Raw genomic sequence first — 13,854 nt, 5'->3', positions numbered from 1 at the left:
TTAACTGACTGGCATTACCTCATTTGAGGGGCTTTTTAATTAGATCGGTCAACGGATTATTTTTCAATAATCGCCGTTACACCTTGACCACCGGCTGCACAGATCGACACCAGTACGCGGCCTGAACCTTTCTGGTTAATCAGTTTTGCTGCTGTCGCAATGATACGACCGCCAGTTGCTGCAAACGGGTGACCGGCAGCAAGTGAAGAGCCTTTTACGTTCAATTTTGCACGGTCAATTGAACCTAATGGTGCATCCAGACCTAAACGCTCTTTACAGAATTTCGGATCTTCCCAAGCTTTCAGCGTAGACAATACTTGAGATGCAAAAGCCTCATGAATTTCATAATAGTCGAAGTCTTGCAGTTTCAGACCCGCACGCTCCAGCATACGTGGCACTGCATAAGCAGGCGCCATCAACAAGCCTTCTTTTTTCTCAACGAAATCAACTGCGGCAGTTTCCTGGAAAGTCAGGTAAGCCAGCACTTCATGGCCATTTGCCTTCGCCCATTCTTCAGAAGCCAATAGCACACAAGAAGCACCATCTGTCAGTGGCGTAGAGTTACCTGCTGTCATGGTACGGGCATCACCCTTACCAAAGGCCGGCTTTAATTTCGCCAGTTTTTCAACGCTTGAGTCAGCACGCAGGTTATTGTCACGCTTAAGACCCAGGAACGGTGTAATCAGGTCATCAAAGAAACCTTCTTCATACGCTGCAGCCATTTTCTGGTGTGAAGATGCAGCCAGTTCATCTTGCGCTTCACGGGAAATACCCCATTCCAGTGTGGTAATTGCCTGATGATCACCCATAGACAGACCTGTACGCGGTTCACCATTTTTTGGTGCATCCATCAGGTCTTTCACATTGATCTTGGTCAATGCTTTTAGACGGTCTTTTGCGGTTTTCGCAATGTTTAGCTCAAGCAGTGCTTTACGTAAACCATCACCAAAAGCAATTGGCGCATCAGAAGTCGTATCTACACCACCTGCAATGCCCACTTCGATTTGACCTAAAGCAATCTTGTTGGCAACAAGAAATGCCGCTTGCAGACCAGTACCACATGCCTGCTGGATGTCATAAGCAGGCGTTTCAGGTGCAAGGGCAGTGTTCAATACGCATTCACGGGTCATATTAAAGTCACGGCTGTGTTTGAGTACTGCACCCGCAACCACTTCACCCAAGCGTTGACCTTGAAGGTTAAAACGTTCAACCAGACCATTCAGGGCTGCTGTGAACATATCAGTATTGGATGCCGTAAAGTAAGCACCATTAGAACGTGCAAATGGAATGCGGTTACCACCGATAATCGCAACGCGGCGAACTGTATTTTGGCTCATGTTTGGTTCCTGTTGAACAGAAGTCTGTGTTATAGATGTTGAATCTTGTTGGCTTGAAGTCGTTTTTTTGGTACGTGCAGATGTACTGCGTGTACGTGTGGTTTTAGCCGGACTTTTTTCTGTCCCAGTGGCTGTGTCAGTATTTTTAGTGCTACGCTTAGCGCGCGTTGATGGTTTTGACACAGTTTCTGTCGCAGAGTTCTCGACTGCTGGATTTTCTTGAGTTGTTTTGCTCATAAGGCTTTACCAGGCAAATAGATCGTCTTCTTGGTGTTTACATTAGCATAGAAGAGGATAGGCTGTATTGACTACAATGACATTACAGACTGCGCTTAGGTCAAGTCATCTGCCTATTATCTCAAGTATGATTGGGCGGAATCTGGCGGATCTATTGAAATATATGTGTCTGGCATCATATTGAAGTTTAAGGGTAACTTTAGATCAACCAAAAATTAATTTATATGAGAGATAATAACATGACTGATCAGTACCAAACTTTTGCAAAATCTCCTATTGGTAAATTTGTCATTAAAAATTTGGGTCTGCCATCCCCAATTTCTTTAGACCGTTTTGAGTCTGCTACGCCAGTAGTAAAAGGCGCAGTATTATTGGGTGCAGCACCGGCAAGTCCGTTGACGGGTGCTATTGCTCAGGTTCTGGCAAATATTCACGCCAACAGCTATGCAGGTAACAATGTTGAACTACAACAGGCGGCTGCAGCATCCGGGCTGAATCTGGGTGCGTTTAACCCGGGCGATAAAGAATCAAAATTCAAGGTCGTCATTTTTGATGCTTCAGGAATCGAAAATTCAGAACAGTTAAAATCACTTTATGATTTCTTTAACCCGATTTCACGTCAGATTCAGAGTTCTGGTCGTGTCGTAATTGTGGGTACGACACCTGAAACAGCAAAATCGGTGAGCCAGGCGATTGCTCAACGCGCACTGGAAGGTTTTGTAAAATCTGTGGGTAAAGAGTTTAAAAAGGGTATTGCAGCGAACCTGATCTATGTAGATGCCGGTGCTGAAGCAAACCTTGAGTCTGCTTTACGTTTTGCGGTCTCTCCACGTTCTGCTTATGTTTCTGGTCAGGTGATCCGTGTTTCACCAGCTGAAAAAGTAGACGTAGACTGGACCAAGCCATTAGCGGGTAAAACTGCGGTTGTGACAGGTGCAAGCCGAGGTATTGGTGAAGCCATTGCCCATGTATTGGCGCGCGATGGGGCACATGTCATCTGTCTGGACGTTCCACAACAGCAGGCGGACCTTGATCGGGTCGCTGGTGAAATTGGTGGTTCTACCTTGGCTATTGATATTACAGCTGCAGATGCAGGTGAAAAGATCAAGGTAGCGGCAGCTGAGCATGGCGGCTTAGACATCATTGTGCACAATGCCGGAATTACCCGTGACAAGACCTTGGCCAATATGAAGCCTGAGCTATGGGATCTGGTGATTAATATCAACCTATCTGCAATTGAACGTGTGAATGATTACTTGATCTCCAACGATGGTCTAAATGCCAATGGCCGTATTATCTGTGTATCCTCAATTTCAGGCATTGCTGGTAACCTGGGACAAACCAACTATGCAGCATCTAAAGCCGGGGTGATAGGTGTAGTAAAATTCACAGCACCGACATTAAAAAATGGTATAACCATTAATGCCGTTGCACCGGGCTTTATCGAGACTCAGATGACGGCTGCGATTCCATTTGCGATCCGTGAAGCGGGCCGCCGTATGAATTCGATGAGTCAGGGCGGTCTACCTGTCGATGTTGCAGAAACGATTGCAATGTTTGCTGCTACTGCATCAACAGGTTTAAATGGCAACGTGGTACGTGTATGTGGTCTAAGTCTGTTAGGGGCTTAATAGAATTCCCCTAAATCCCCCTTTATGAAAGGGGGACTACTCCTCCCTTTAATAAAGGGAGGTTGGGAGGGATTAAAAATATAAAAGGACAGTTTGAAACTTGCTCCTCATCCTCTCTATCCATTAGAGGGAACTTGATAAAGATAAATATTTTAAAGGTTCAGTATGAATACGCGCCATTTTAGTCAACTTCCAAAACCTTATTTAGCCTATCCAAAAGTGATTCAAGGCTTGATTTTTAAAAAGCCGAAAGCTGAAAAAGTTCTACCGCAAGTTGAATATGTGGTGGATTCATTCAAGGTCGATCAGAAACATCTGAAAGCCTATAACGATGTTTGTGGTTTTAAAAATAATGGTTATATTCCAGCAATCTATCTGACGGTACTTTCACAAAGTCTGCAAATGCACATGATGACTTCAGAAGCATTTCCGTTTCCGATTTTGGGTTTGGTACATATCCGTAACCAAGTGAAGCAATACCGTAAAGTCGGTGTGAATGAAACTTTGACCCTGTCATGTAAATTTGGCGAATTGCAGTCGCACGATAAAGGCGTTCAGTTTGATTTCATTACTACAGTCAAAGTGGGAGGTGAGGTCGTAGTTGAAGCATTGACGACTTATCTGTCACGTCAAAAGACCAATGCTAAAGCGGCTGCTAAACCTGCAGAAAGCCAAGCGCCCGAATACAAACTCAATAATGAATGGAACATCTCGGAAAATACTGGTCGCCGTTATGCCATGACCTCAGGTGATTTTAACCTGATCCATATTCATGCAGTCACAGCGAAAGCCTTTGGCTTTAAACAGGCAATCGCACATGGCATGTGGAGCAAGGCCAAAGCACTGGCGAATCTGTCATTGCCAGATGCTTATGAAGCGGATGTCTGGTTCAAGTTGCCGATGTACTTGCCATCTAAAGTTGAGTTCCTGACCGCGCAGGCAGCGAATGATACAGATTTCCTGATTCGAAACAGTAAGAATCAAAAACCGCATGTCACCGGTCATATTAAAGCGATTTAAATCTGAATCAAAAGCCTAAACCCGATTTAGGCTTTTTCATTTTAAGGGATCAATATTCTATGGATAGAATGATGCAGCCAATTAAAGATTATCTGTTTGCTGATCAGTACAATTATCAGGGCAATGTCGATGAGCATTTCAGTGACCTTGCCCGTCAGTTTAGCCGTTTGCAAGATGCACGTACCGAACAGGGTGGTGCGGCGCTGGTGGTATATTTTGAGGGACAAAAGGTCGTCGATATTTATACCGGTAAAAAGTCTTTAACCGAAAACTGGCAACCCGATACCATGTCGCTGTGCTATTCCACAGGCAAAGGTGTGCTAGCGACATTAGCGCACATTCTGGTGAGTCAAGGTTATCTGGATTATGATCGACCGGTTGCAGGATACTGGCCTGAATTTGCACAAAAGGGTAAAGAAAATATTACTTTGGCGCATATGCTGAGTCATCAAAGCGGATTGTTTGATATCCGTAATATCATTGATGATGCCACTGAAATGGCCGACTGGTCGCATATGCTAGACCGGATTGCGGCAGCGGAACCACGTTTTCGAGTTGCAACCGATGCAGCTTATCAACCGCTGACCTTTGGCTGGCAGGTGGGTGGGGCATTAGAAAAAGCGACTGGTAAAAAACTGGGTGCACTGATGCAGGAATATCTGGTACAGCCACTACAGTTAAATGGTGCTTATTTTAGCGTACCGACGCATGAGTTAGCTCGGGTGGCCTTACCTATTTTAAAGCCTAAAATAACCAAGTCTCAAACACAGACTGAGAAAAAAACTTTGTCAAGGCAACCAAGCCTGATGGAACGAGCCTTGGTATGGAGTGGTCAGAGTCCACAGGATTTTCAGGATGCCATGATTCCCAAAGGCATGAAGAAATTTAGTTTCTTTAGTGAACAGGGTCTACAAGCGATTATTCCGTCTGCCAATGGAGTATTTACCGCAGAGAGTCTGGCAAAAATCTATGCCATGCTGGCCAGTCGTGGTGAATGGCAAGGACAGCAACTGATCTCGCAGGAGGTATTCCAGCGACTTAGTCAGGTGCAATACAAAACAAGAGATCGGGTCATGCCTTTACCGATGCACTGGCGCTTGGGTTACCACCGTGTTCTCACTTTAGGAAAAGCCTCTAAAGGTTTTGGTCATATGGGCTTTAATGGCTCTGGTGCCTGGTGTGACCCTGAACGGAATTTAAGTTTTGCCTATACGCATAATTTCCCGACAGGTTCATTAACCGGAGATTACCGTCTTTGGGGCCTGACGCAGGAAACCTTGCGCTGTGCGGATGCGGTACTGACCGGCCGCAAAGGCTGGCGCTAAATATCCCTGATTTGGGAGTTTAGCCCGTCAGACAAATATGCTATTTTGTCGCGCAGTCCATGGCTATGGTGTGAAGTAATGAAAAAAGTGCTGGTGATTCCTTTGGTCGCAAGCAGTGCGTTGTTCGGATGTCAGGATCCGAATCAGCCGGCTGCAAAAACGGTGATGGAAGCCAAAGCTCAGATTCCTGCCTGGGTCGGGAGTTATCAGGGCACGACGCCATGTATGGGATGTTTTTCAAGTTGTGAAGATTGTCCAGGCATGGCAGTGGCCTTGACCTTGAATGAAGATCAGACCTTTACTTTACAGCGTGAAAGTTTAAGTGGACATAATGAAATTGAAACGATGAGCGGGCAGATTCGGTTTCAGGATGAATCACAACAAAAGATTGAACTACTGAATGTCGATACCCGAAATCTGCTCTATGTCGATCTGAAAAAGCATGTTCTGGAAATTCGTGAAGATCAAACAGGCAAACGCTACCAGATGCAAAGTGACTTTATCCTGTTTGAATCCATCTAATTTTAAAAAAGCATCTGTTTTATATCCCTTTTTCAATGATTTTGATCAAGGGATTTTTATTCTTTATAAACCGGCATTCATTTCACTATTTCATAAAAAAACAGTATGCTTAGACCTGTAAAAAGGAGCATACATGTATCAAGTACTTGCGCGAAAATACCGTCCTCGTAATTTTAATGAATTGGTGGGGCAAAACCATGTATCACGTGCTTTAACCAGCGCGCTCGAACGTGGTCGTTTGCATCATGCCTATTTGTTTACAGGAACACGTGGTGTCGGAAAAACCACGATTGCACGTATTTTGGCGAAGTGCTTGAACTGCGAAACCGGTATTACTTCGACCCCTTGTGAGGTGTGTCCGACGTGTACCGCAGTCAATGAAGGCCGCTTTATTGATTTAATCGAAATCGATGCGGCATCCCGTACCAAGGTCGAAGATACCCGCGAGCTGCTCGACAATGTTCCTTATGCACCCACTCAAGGCCGTTTCAAGGTCTACCTGATCGATGAAGTGCACATGCTCTCCACGCATTCTTTTAATGCGCTGTTAAAGACGCTGGAAGAACCACCGGAACACGTCAAATTTCTGTTCGCAACCACTGATCCGCAAAAACTGCCGATTACCGTAATTTCTCGCTGTCTGCAATTTACTTTGCGTCCATTGGCAGTCGATGAAATTACCGAACATCTGGGCCATATTCTCAGCAAAGAAAGCATTCAGTCTGATCAGGATGCCATCTGGCAGATTGCTGAATCTGCTCAAGGTTCATTACGTGATGCCTTGTCGTTGACCGATCAGGCAATTGCCTATGGTCAGGGAGCGATTCAGCATCAGGATGTTAAAGACATGCTGGGGCTGATTGACCGGACCATTATTTATGACCTGATTCTGGCGATTCACCAGAACCAGAAAGCGCATGTCAGTCAGTTATTGCTACAGTTCCGTCAGCAAGCTCTGGATGTGTCACTGGTGCTCGACCAGTTGATTTCGACGTTGCATGAACTGGCTTTATTGCAGTACCTGCCAGATCTGAGCCTGAAATATAGTGCTGAGATCAATCAAAAGATCATGCAATTATCCGGTTTGATTTCTGCTCAGGATCTGCAACTATATTATCAAATTGCTTGTAAGGGTCGTGCCGATTTACAGCTTGCAGTTACGCAGGAACAAGGCTTTGAGATGACGGTGTTACGCTTGCTGGCATTCCGTCCTTTACAGCCAAGTGAAATTCCAGTGATGCAGGAGACTGCACCGCAACAGGCAGCAACCAGTACAACACGCCTACAGCAGCCCGTTCAGACACAACTTCAATCTGAGTCCGTAGAAACACAATCATTGGAGGCAGAACCGGTATTTGATGATTTCTCTCTGGACGATGGGGCAGATGAGGAGATTGATGCCTCATCAACGGCTGAGCCTTCTTCGGATGATTTTCTCGATGAAGAAGAGCCAATCAGCATCAATGCACCTGAACCTGTCCAGCCTGTAGCAACTCAAACAGTGCTTGAAGAAGTGCGGTCTAGTGATCAAATTGTTTTTGATCCAAATGACGACAAAGGCTTATTTGGTTTTGATGAAATCGAGAGTACTCCAGAAGCACCGGCTACCAGCAACAGTTCGGATGATTTTCTGCTTGAAGAGTTTATTCCTGCAGATGCTGTCATTCCTACCGAGCCAGCACAAAACATCATGTGTGCTGACGAGGAATTTAGTCTTGCTGTACCGGAATTAGAACTTTCACAGGAATCGATTGCTCAGCCTGCTCTTGAAAATACAGCTCCGGTTCAGCCAGTCGCAGAGATAGCTTTTCCGGAAGACATTTCCCAAGATGTAAATAAGCAGAATCTGATGCCACAGGATATTTTAAAAATACCTGAGCAAACCTTAGAAGGCGAGTGGAGCGTAGAAAAATGGGAATACTGGTTCCGTAACAGCCAGCTTTCTCCAGCGGTACAGGAACTGGCGCAATATGGCATCATGACTGGCCAGATGAATGGCGAATCCGTTTTCCATATCCCTGAACAGTACCAGCAGTTGTTGACCCAGTTGCAACATCATCTGGAAGCTGCTTTGCAACAGCAATGGCCGCAAACTAACTTCCAGGTGAAATTTGAAAATGTGGATCAGTTAACGCCATATATCATGCAGCATCAGCGTAAGGAACGTGCCTTTAAACGTGCCGAAGAATTGTTACATGCTGAACCGGCAGTACGCGATCTGCTACAGCAGTTTGACGGTGAACTGCAAAATATCCAACTGAAATAGGCTGGATTTTAAGTCACAACAAATTGAGATAAAGCATCCCGCATTTCAACTGGAATCGGGGTGCTTTTTCGTGTCTCACGATCGACAAATACATGAACAAAATTGCCTTGCGCAGCGGCTGTATCCGAGTTGCGTTTAAAAATAGCCAGATCATAGCTGAGCGATGAATTTCCCATACTTTCAATGGCCACGCCCACTTCAATAATTTCCGGATAAGACAGTTCCTGATTGAACTGACAGTTGGAGCTGACGACCAGTCCAATCATCGGGGAGTACTTAGGATCAAAATCAGCCTCCTGAATCAGCAGGGCATTGGCTGCGGTATCAAAATAACTGTAATAAGTCACATTGTTGACATGGCCGTATAGATCATTGTCTGCCCATCGGGTTTGAATGGGCAGGAAAAAAGTATAGTGTTCGCGCTGTTTGATCGTGGCTTTCATTATTATTAATTCCTCAGCTATTCAGGCTTAGGTAGAAATTGGTCTAGGCATAGATCGCCTGATAAATCTGATAAGCATCCTCCACCTTGAGTTCACGTGGATTATTCTGCAACAGCCGGCTTTGTTGCATTGCATCTTCTGCCATGACCTGCAGCATATGTTCTGGAACATTCAACTGATTTAGTTTTAGAGTTAAACCGCTTTGCATCAGATGATTATTAAAATGATCAATAAACAGATCGGTCAGGCCATCATGGCAACCTTTACTACGGGGATCCAGCCAGGTCATCAATTCCGCATAGAGCTGTTTGGCCGCTGGCGCATTAAACTTTAATACTTCAGTTAGAACCAGTGCATTGCTATGCCCATGCGAGAGATGAAAATGTCCACCCAGTGGATAAGCCAGCGCATGTACGGCGGCGACTGGTGCATTGGCAAAGGCTTGTCCGGCCAGCATGGAACCGACCAGCATATTTTGGCGGGCATCTAAATCATGACCGTCTTGCAGTACACGTTGCAGATTGGCATTCAGTAATCTTAAGGCCTGTTTGGCCAGCATATCCGAATAAGGGTTTTTCTTGTGTTTTGAGGTATAGGCTTCAATGGCATGTACCATAGCATCAATGCCGGTGGCGGCAGTGATCTGTGCTGGAAGATTTTGGGTAAAGGTTGCATCCAGAATGGCAACATCTGCATAGAGAATGGGCGCGACAATGCCGGTCTTGGTCGTTTCACCTGTGGTGACAATCGAAATCGGCGTCACTTCTGAACCTGTTCCAGCCGTGGTCGGTACCAGAATTAAAGCTAAACGCGGTCCGGTAGCATTATCAACGCCATACAGATCGGACAGTGTCTGATGCTGCTCAGGATGTGCCAGAATCGCGATTAGTTTGGCCACATCCATTGAGCTGCCACCACCAAAGCCTAGCACCACATCAATATTTTCCTGTTTTGCAAAAGCCGCCGCTTCAAGCACCACGGTATCGGGTGGATCAGCTTGAACATCCGCATAAATCACATAATCCAGACCTGCAGATTCAATAATATCCAGAAGCGGCAGATGTAATTGCTGCTTTAGCATCCCCGGATCAGTCACCAGCAGAAGACGTTGATAGCGGCCATTTTTTAGAATTTTAAATAATTCCTGAATCGTGCCTAGTCCGGCAATGATATTGGGGACGGTTTGAAACTGAAAACGATTCATGGCGATATCCTTGATTTTTTTATTGCAAATACGAGATTATTCTATGGTTGTAAGATAGGAATCAGTATATAAATAACTTAACATAAGAATCCTTAAAATAAAGTAGCTCTGAGGTTGTTTATGTCATCCAGAACGCCATACAAGGTGTTATGTGTTTGTTTGGGAAATATTTGCCGCTCTCCCACGGCAGAAGTTGTACTCAGACATTATTGTGATGAACAGCAACTGAACATTGTGATCGACTCTGCCGGGACCAGTAATTATCATCCGGGCAAGGCACCGGACTTGCGTAGCCAGAAGCATGCACTAAAACGTGGCTATGATCTTTCAGCACTTCGCGCACGTCAACTTATTCCGCATGATTTTATTGATTATGATCTGATTCTGGCGATGGATCTGGAGAATTTATCCAATATCCAGAACATACAGCGTCTGGCAGAAACTCAGTTTGGTCATGTACGTGCACGCGTGGCATTGATGAGTGAGCATGACCAGATCTATCCAAAACAGGCTTTACCCGATCCCTATTATGGCGAAGCGGATGGCTTTGAGCGGGTGCTTGATCAGTGTGAGTCCAGCAGCCAGGCCTGGATTGAAATTTTTAAACAGAATTTACATAAGGTTTAAGCGATGCAGATTCAAACTCAGGTTCAACTTAAACCTTTTAATACCTTAAATTTAGAAGCAGTTGCTTCGCACTATGCCCAAATTCAGTCCACTGCTGATTTGCTAGCTGCACTGGATTTTGCGGCACAGCAGCAACTCAATGTGCTGATCCTGTCAGGCGGTAGCAATATGTTGTTGCCGGAGCAGATTGATGCGCTGGTTCTGCATATGGATATTCAAGGCATTGAAATGCTGGATGCTAATGATCAATCGCAACGTTTACGTGTAGGCGGTGGGCAGGGCTGGCATGACTTCGTGCTCTGGACCACGGCACAAAGTTTATATGGCCTACAGAATCTAGCTTTAATTCCGGGTCGGGTCGGTGCATCGCCAGTACAGAATATTGGCGCTTATGGTGTCGAAGTCGGAGAATTCATCGATTCTGTTGAGGTCTATGACCGACAATTGAAACAGTTTGCTTCGATTCAGGCAGCAGATTGCCAGTTTGCCTATCGGCATAGTATTTTTAAAGATAATCCTAACCGTTATGTGATTACCCATGTGACTTTTAGATTACTTAAACAGCCAGATTTGAAACTGAATTATGGTGATCTGAAGACTGAGGTCGGTGATCAGCTCACAGCAGAAAACCTGCAGCAACAGGTCATCCAGATTCGCCAGAGCAAATTACCTGATCCGCAAGAATTTCCCAACGTGGGCAGCTTCTTTAAAAATCCGGTGGTTGATCAGGCGGTCTTTGACCAAATTGCTGTATCTTTCCCGAATTTACCCCATTACCAGCAAGCCAATGCTCAAGTTAAACTGGCAGCGGGCTGGCTGATTGATCAGGCGGGCTGGAAAGGCAAACAGTTGGGGCCTGTCGGCATGTTCCACAAACAGGCGCTGGTGTTGGTGAATTATGGTCAAGCATCTCTCACAGATGTCCGTGAAACTTATCGTGCGGTACAGCAATCGGTTTGGGAGAAATTTAGTCTAATGCTGGAACCTGAACCTGTATTGTTCGATAAAAATGGCTTGATCCGTTCTCATCAGGAAGAGGAATAACATGAAAAACACCCATTGGATGGTACGTTTGCTACAAATTGTCACTGGACTGTTTGTGCTATGCGGCTGTCTACTGGTGTTGGTTTATACGCCTTTTTACTCAAAAATGATCGTCAAGGGCTTAAACCAGTTTGTCTCCTTAGAGCTAAATGAAGTCGCGGCCCAAAGCCAGAAAATGGCAGCGCTCAGTGAACATGAAAATCTGGAACCTGGCTCTGATTTGTGGATTGCCCGTCAGGCTTATTTAAAGGTCATGGAACAGGATATCCAGCAAAATAATTCTGCCAACCTGATGCTGATTCAGGCACGTTATAAAGCCCTGCAGCAAGTAATTGAAGAATATCAACGCGAGCAGCAAGATCAAAAAGCAGAGCAAAGTCCGCCCGCTCAAGTGCCGTTATTGTCCTCACAGGAAGATGCAGAACCAGTCGATCCGACAGCGAATGTCCGGGAACTACTGGAGTGGGACAGTAGTGAAAATAAGGAACGCATTGAGCAATATATGGAGTTTCTGACGACGCATCCACTTGAGCAGGGTGAAGCCAGTTCGGTACAGGAAACTGATGGAGAGGAAATCCAGCAGGACTTGGCTTTACTACAAGAGCAACAGCAGGCTAAACCGGCGAATAGCTCCCAGCCTTATGCCATTGTGGTATTGGGTGGTGGCTTAACCCTAGATGACCAAGGCAAAGAGATCATCGTCAATAACTATACGCGACTACGGCTGGAAACTACGCTGGCAGTAGAGAAACATTACCAGTTGCCGATTGTTTTGAGTGGGGTCGAAGCGCCGTATATGCAGCGCTGGTTAAAAAATCATGGTGTCGATGCCAAATTACTGGAAGATCGCAGCATGAACACCTGTGAAAATACCCGTTTCAGTTCATTATTATTACAAAAGAAAGGTGGAGCGCCTACAGTGATTCTGATTACGGATCGTTATCATATGCCGCGTACCCGCCGTTTATTTGCGTTAAATGGCATACAAACCATTCCGGTAGAAGCGCCGATGCCAACGCCATTGACACGATGGCGTCCAAGTGCACAAAATTATGATCACAGTCGTCGTGCCAATTATGAAATGTTGGCGACCATGCGCGATATGTGGTTTGGATCCAGTGACTGTCGGGAGGTGCCATAATGTCTGATATCCCATTTTTAAATCCCACCATTCTGAAACAGCTGGATTTACCCATTCCGAGTCGGGATGTTACGCCTCAACTCTTGCCACCTTTAAACCTGAATCGTAGTGATGAACCGCCGATTGATCTGCAGTCCTATCGAAAGCTTTATGGTTTTGATTTACTGGACTGCAAACACTGGCAGGGCTATGTACAGATGCCATTATTCAAGTTGCATGTACAGGTGTTTGAACCGAATCTGGAAAATACCCGCTTTGACAAGATTCAGGGAACTGCTTTTCTGTTGCATGGTTATCTGGAACATAGCGGCATTTATCAGCCGATTGTCAAAGAGCTTTTAGAACAGGGTTTTAGTGTGTTGACCTATGATCTGCCTGGACATGGTCTGAGTGATGGTTCACCTGCCAGCATTCAGAATTTTGATCATTATCAGCAGGTTTTGCATGCCGTACATCGTTATGTGCAACATGCCTCACAATTACCGAAACCTTGGGTTGGCATCGGGCAGAGTACCGGCGGTGCGATCTGGATGCACCATTTACTGGAATTTGCAGAACGTCGTGAAAATCCTTTTGTTGAGCGGGTCTTGCTATTATCACCATTGATTCGTCCCGCCAAAACTGCCTGGTGGCATAATTCGGTCGGATTGGGCATTATTAGCCGAATCAAACGTGAAGTTCCCCGGCATTTCAGACGCAATAATCATAATCCGGAGTTTCTGCGTTTTATCCGGCTTAAAGATCCATTACAACCGCGAATGATGGGCATGGACTGGATTTTAGCGATGTCACGCTGGATGCTGGAAATGGAAGCGCGTCCGGCTTGTCGTATTCCAGTCTGGCTAGCACAGGGTGCACAGGATCAGACTGTGGACTGGCGTTATAATATCGAATTTATCCGACGTAAATTCAGACTCCAGACTTTGCTTATGCTAGAAGAGGGTTCGCATCAGTTAATCAATGAGCGTGCTGATATTCGTGCTGCATTGACGGGTTTGATTCCTGCCTTTCTGCATGCACACGGCAGCAAAACTTATTATTAATAGATTGAAAATTT

At 45.4% G+C, this 13,854-nt stretch carries 12 protein-coding genes; 9 read left to right on the top strand and 3 right to left on the bottom strand.

Annotated features, from left to right (window positions below; genetic code table 11):
- Positions 1 to 56: 56 nt before the first annotated feature.
- Positions 57 to 1,574 carry an acetyl-CoA C-acetyltransferase gene (locus BFN00_RS13400; RefSeq protein WP_071852107.1) on the bottom strand — a complete coding sequence of 506 codons (1,518 nt, stop codon included), beginning with the start codon at positions 1,572 to 1,574 and terminating at the stop codon, positions 57 to 59.
- A 239-nt stretch (positions 1,575 to 1,813) separates the two neighbouring features.
- Between BFN00_RS13400 and BFN00_RS13395 the strand changes: the two genes are divergently transcribed.
- The 5 genes from BFN00_RS13395 (at position 1,814) to dnaX (ending at position 8,338) form a co-directional block, all read left to right on the top strand.
- Complete coding sequence (locus BFN00_RS13395) at positions 1,814 to 3,205, top strand: 3-oxoacyl-ACP reductase (RefSeq protein ID WP_071852106.1); 1,392 nt, start codon at positions 1,814 to 1,816, stop codon at positions 3,203 to 3,205.
- 165 nt (positions 3,206 to 3,370) lie between these two features.
- Positions 3,371 to 4,225 carry a MaoC family dehydratase gene (locus BFN00_RS13390; RefSeq protein ID WP_071852105.1) on the top strand — a complete coding sequence of 285 codons (855 nt, stop codon included), beginning with the start codon at positions 3,371 to 3,373 and terminating at the stop codon, positions 4,223 to 4,225.
- A gap of 71 nt (positions 4,226 to 4,296) precedes the next feature.
- On the top strand, positions 4,297 to 5,550 hold the full coding sequence (locus tag BFN00_RS13385) for a serine hydrolase domain-containing protein (RefSeq protein WP_071852104.1): 1,254 nt from the start codon (positions 4,297 to 4,299) through the stop codon (positions 5,548 to 5,550).
- A gap of 78 nt (positions 5,551 to 5,628) precedes the next feature.
- Positions 5,629 to 6,072, top strand: a complete 444-nt coding sequence (locus tag BFN00_RS13380) for a copper resistance protein NlpE N-terminal domain-containing protein (RefSeq protein WP_071852103.1) — start codon at positions 5,629 to 5,631, stop codon at positions 6,070 to 6,072.
- A gap of 133 nt (positions 6,073 to 6,205) precedes the next feature.
- The gene (gene dnaX / locus BFN00_RS13375; RefSeq protein WP_071852102.1) at positions 6,206 to 8,338 is read left to right on the top strand and encodes a DNA polymerase III subunit gamma/tau; all 2,133 of its coding nucleotides are present in this window, start codon (positions 6,206 to 6,208) and stop codon (positions 8,336 to 8,338) included.
- Between the two features lie 8 nt (positions 8,339 to 8,346).
- Here the strand turns inward: dnaX and BFN00_RS13370 are convergent, their stop codons facing one another.
- Entirely contained in the window at positions 8,347 to 8,781 is a 435-nt protein-coding gene (locus tag BFN00_RS13370) for an acyl-CoA thioesterase (protein WP_071852101.1), read from the bottom strand.
- 43 nt (positions 8,782 to 8,824) lie between these two features.
- Entirely contained in the window at positions 8,825 to 9,985 is a 1,161-nt protein-coding gene (locus BFN00_RS13365) for an iron-containing alcohol dehydrogenase (RefSeq protein ID WP_071852100.1), read from the bottom strand.
- 120 nt (positions 9,986 to 10,105) lie between these two features.
- Between BFN00_RS13365 and BFN00_RS13360 the strand changes: the two genes are divergently transcribed.
- Genes BFN00_RS13360 through BFN00_RS13345 form a run of 4 tightly spaced genes read left to right on the top strand, consistent with a single transcriptional unit; the run spans position 10,106 to position 13,840 of the window.
- Positions 10,106 to 10,612, top strand: coding sequence for a low molecular weight protein-tyrosine-phosphatase (locus tag BFN00_RS13360; RefSeq protein WP_071852099.1), 507 nt, complete (start codon positions 10,106 to 10,108; stop codon positions 10,610 to 10,612).
- Between the two features lie 3 nt (positions 10,613 to 10,615).
- Positions 10,616 to 11,656, top strand: coding sequence for a UDP-N-acetylmuramate dehydrogenase (gene murB, locus BFN00_RS13355; protein ID WP_071852098.1), 1,041 nt, complete (start codon positions 10,616 to 10,618; stop codon positions 11,654 to 11,656).
- A gap of 1 nt (position 11,657) precedes the next feature.
- Positions 11,658 to 12,797, top strand: coding sequence for a YdcF family protein (locus BFN00_RS13350; RefSeq protein WP_071852097.1), 1,140 nt, complete (start codon positions 11,658 to 11,660; stop codon positions 12,795 to 12,797).
- A complete protein-coding gene (locus tag BFN00_RS13345) occupies positions 12,797 to 13,840 on the top strand; it encodes an alpha/beta hydrolase (protein ID WP_004278806.1) in 1,044 nt (347 codons plus the stop codon). The genes BFN00_RS13350 and BFN00_RS13345 overlap by 1 nt, the downstream gene beginning before the upstream one ends.
- Positions 13,841 to 13,854 lie beyond the last annotated feature (14 nt).

The organism is Acinetobacter sp. AR2-3 (assembly GCF_001878775.1).
GTDB lineage: Bacteria > Pseudomonadota > Gammaproteobacteria > Pseudomonadales > Moraxellaceae > Acinetobacter > Acinetobacter lwoffii_D.
This window is presented reverse-complemented; position numbering and strand designations above follow the sequence as displayed.

Coding starts and splice junctions, on each gene's coding strand:
- BFN00_RS13390 (WP_071852105.1), top strand. CDS start 3,371: ATGAATACGCGCCATTTTAGTCAACTTCCAAAACCTTATTTAGCCTAT.
- dnaX (WP_071852102.1), top strand. CDS start 6,206: ATGTATCAAGTACTTGCGCGAAAATACCGTCCTCGTAATTTTAATGAA.
- BFN00_RS13345 (WP_004278806.1), top strand. CDS start 12,797: ATGTCTGATATCCCATTTTTAAATCCCACCATTCTGAAACAGCTGGAT.
- BFN00_RS13365 (WP_071852100.1), bottom strand. CDS start 9,985: ATGAATCGTTTTCAGTTTCAAACCGTCCCCAATATCATTGCCGGACTA.
- BFN00_RS13380 (WP_071852103.1), top strand. CDS start 5,629: ATGAAAAAAGTGCTGGTGATTCCTTTGGTCGCAAGCAGTGCGTTGTTC.
- BFN00_RS13370 (WP_071852101.1), bottom strand. CDS start 8,781: ATGAAAGCCACGATCAAACAGCGCGAACACTATACTTTTTTCCTGCCC.
- BFN00_RS13350 (WP_071852097.1), top strand. CDS start 11,658: ATGAAAAACACCCATTGGATGGTACGTTTGCTACAAATTGTCACTGGA.
- BFN00_RS13360 (WP_071852099.1), top strand. CDS start 10,106: ATGTCATCCAGAACGCCATACAAGGTGTTATGTGTTTGTTTGGGAAAT.
- BFN00_RS13395 (WP_071852106.1), top strand. CDS start 1,814: ATGACTGATCAGTACCAAACTTTTGCAAAATCTCCTATTGGTAAATTT.
- BFN00_RS13400 (WP_071852107.1), bottom strand. CDS start 1,574: ATGAGCAAAACAACTCAAGAAAATCCAGCAGTCGAGAACTCTGCGACA.
- BFN00_RS13385 (WP_071852104.1), top strand. CDS start 4,297: ATGCAGCCAATTAAAGATTATCTGTTTGCTGATCAGTACAATTATCAG.
- murB (WP_071852098.1), top strand. CDS start 10,616: ATGCAGATTCAAACTCAGGTTCAACTTAAACCTTTTAATACCTTAAAT.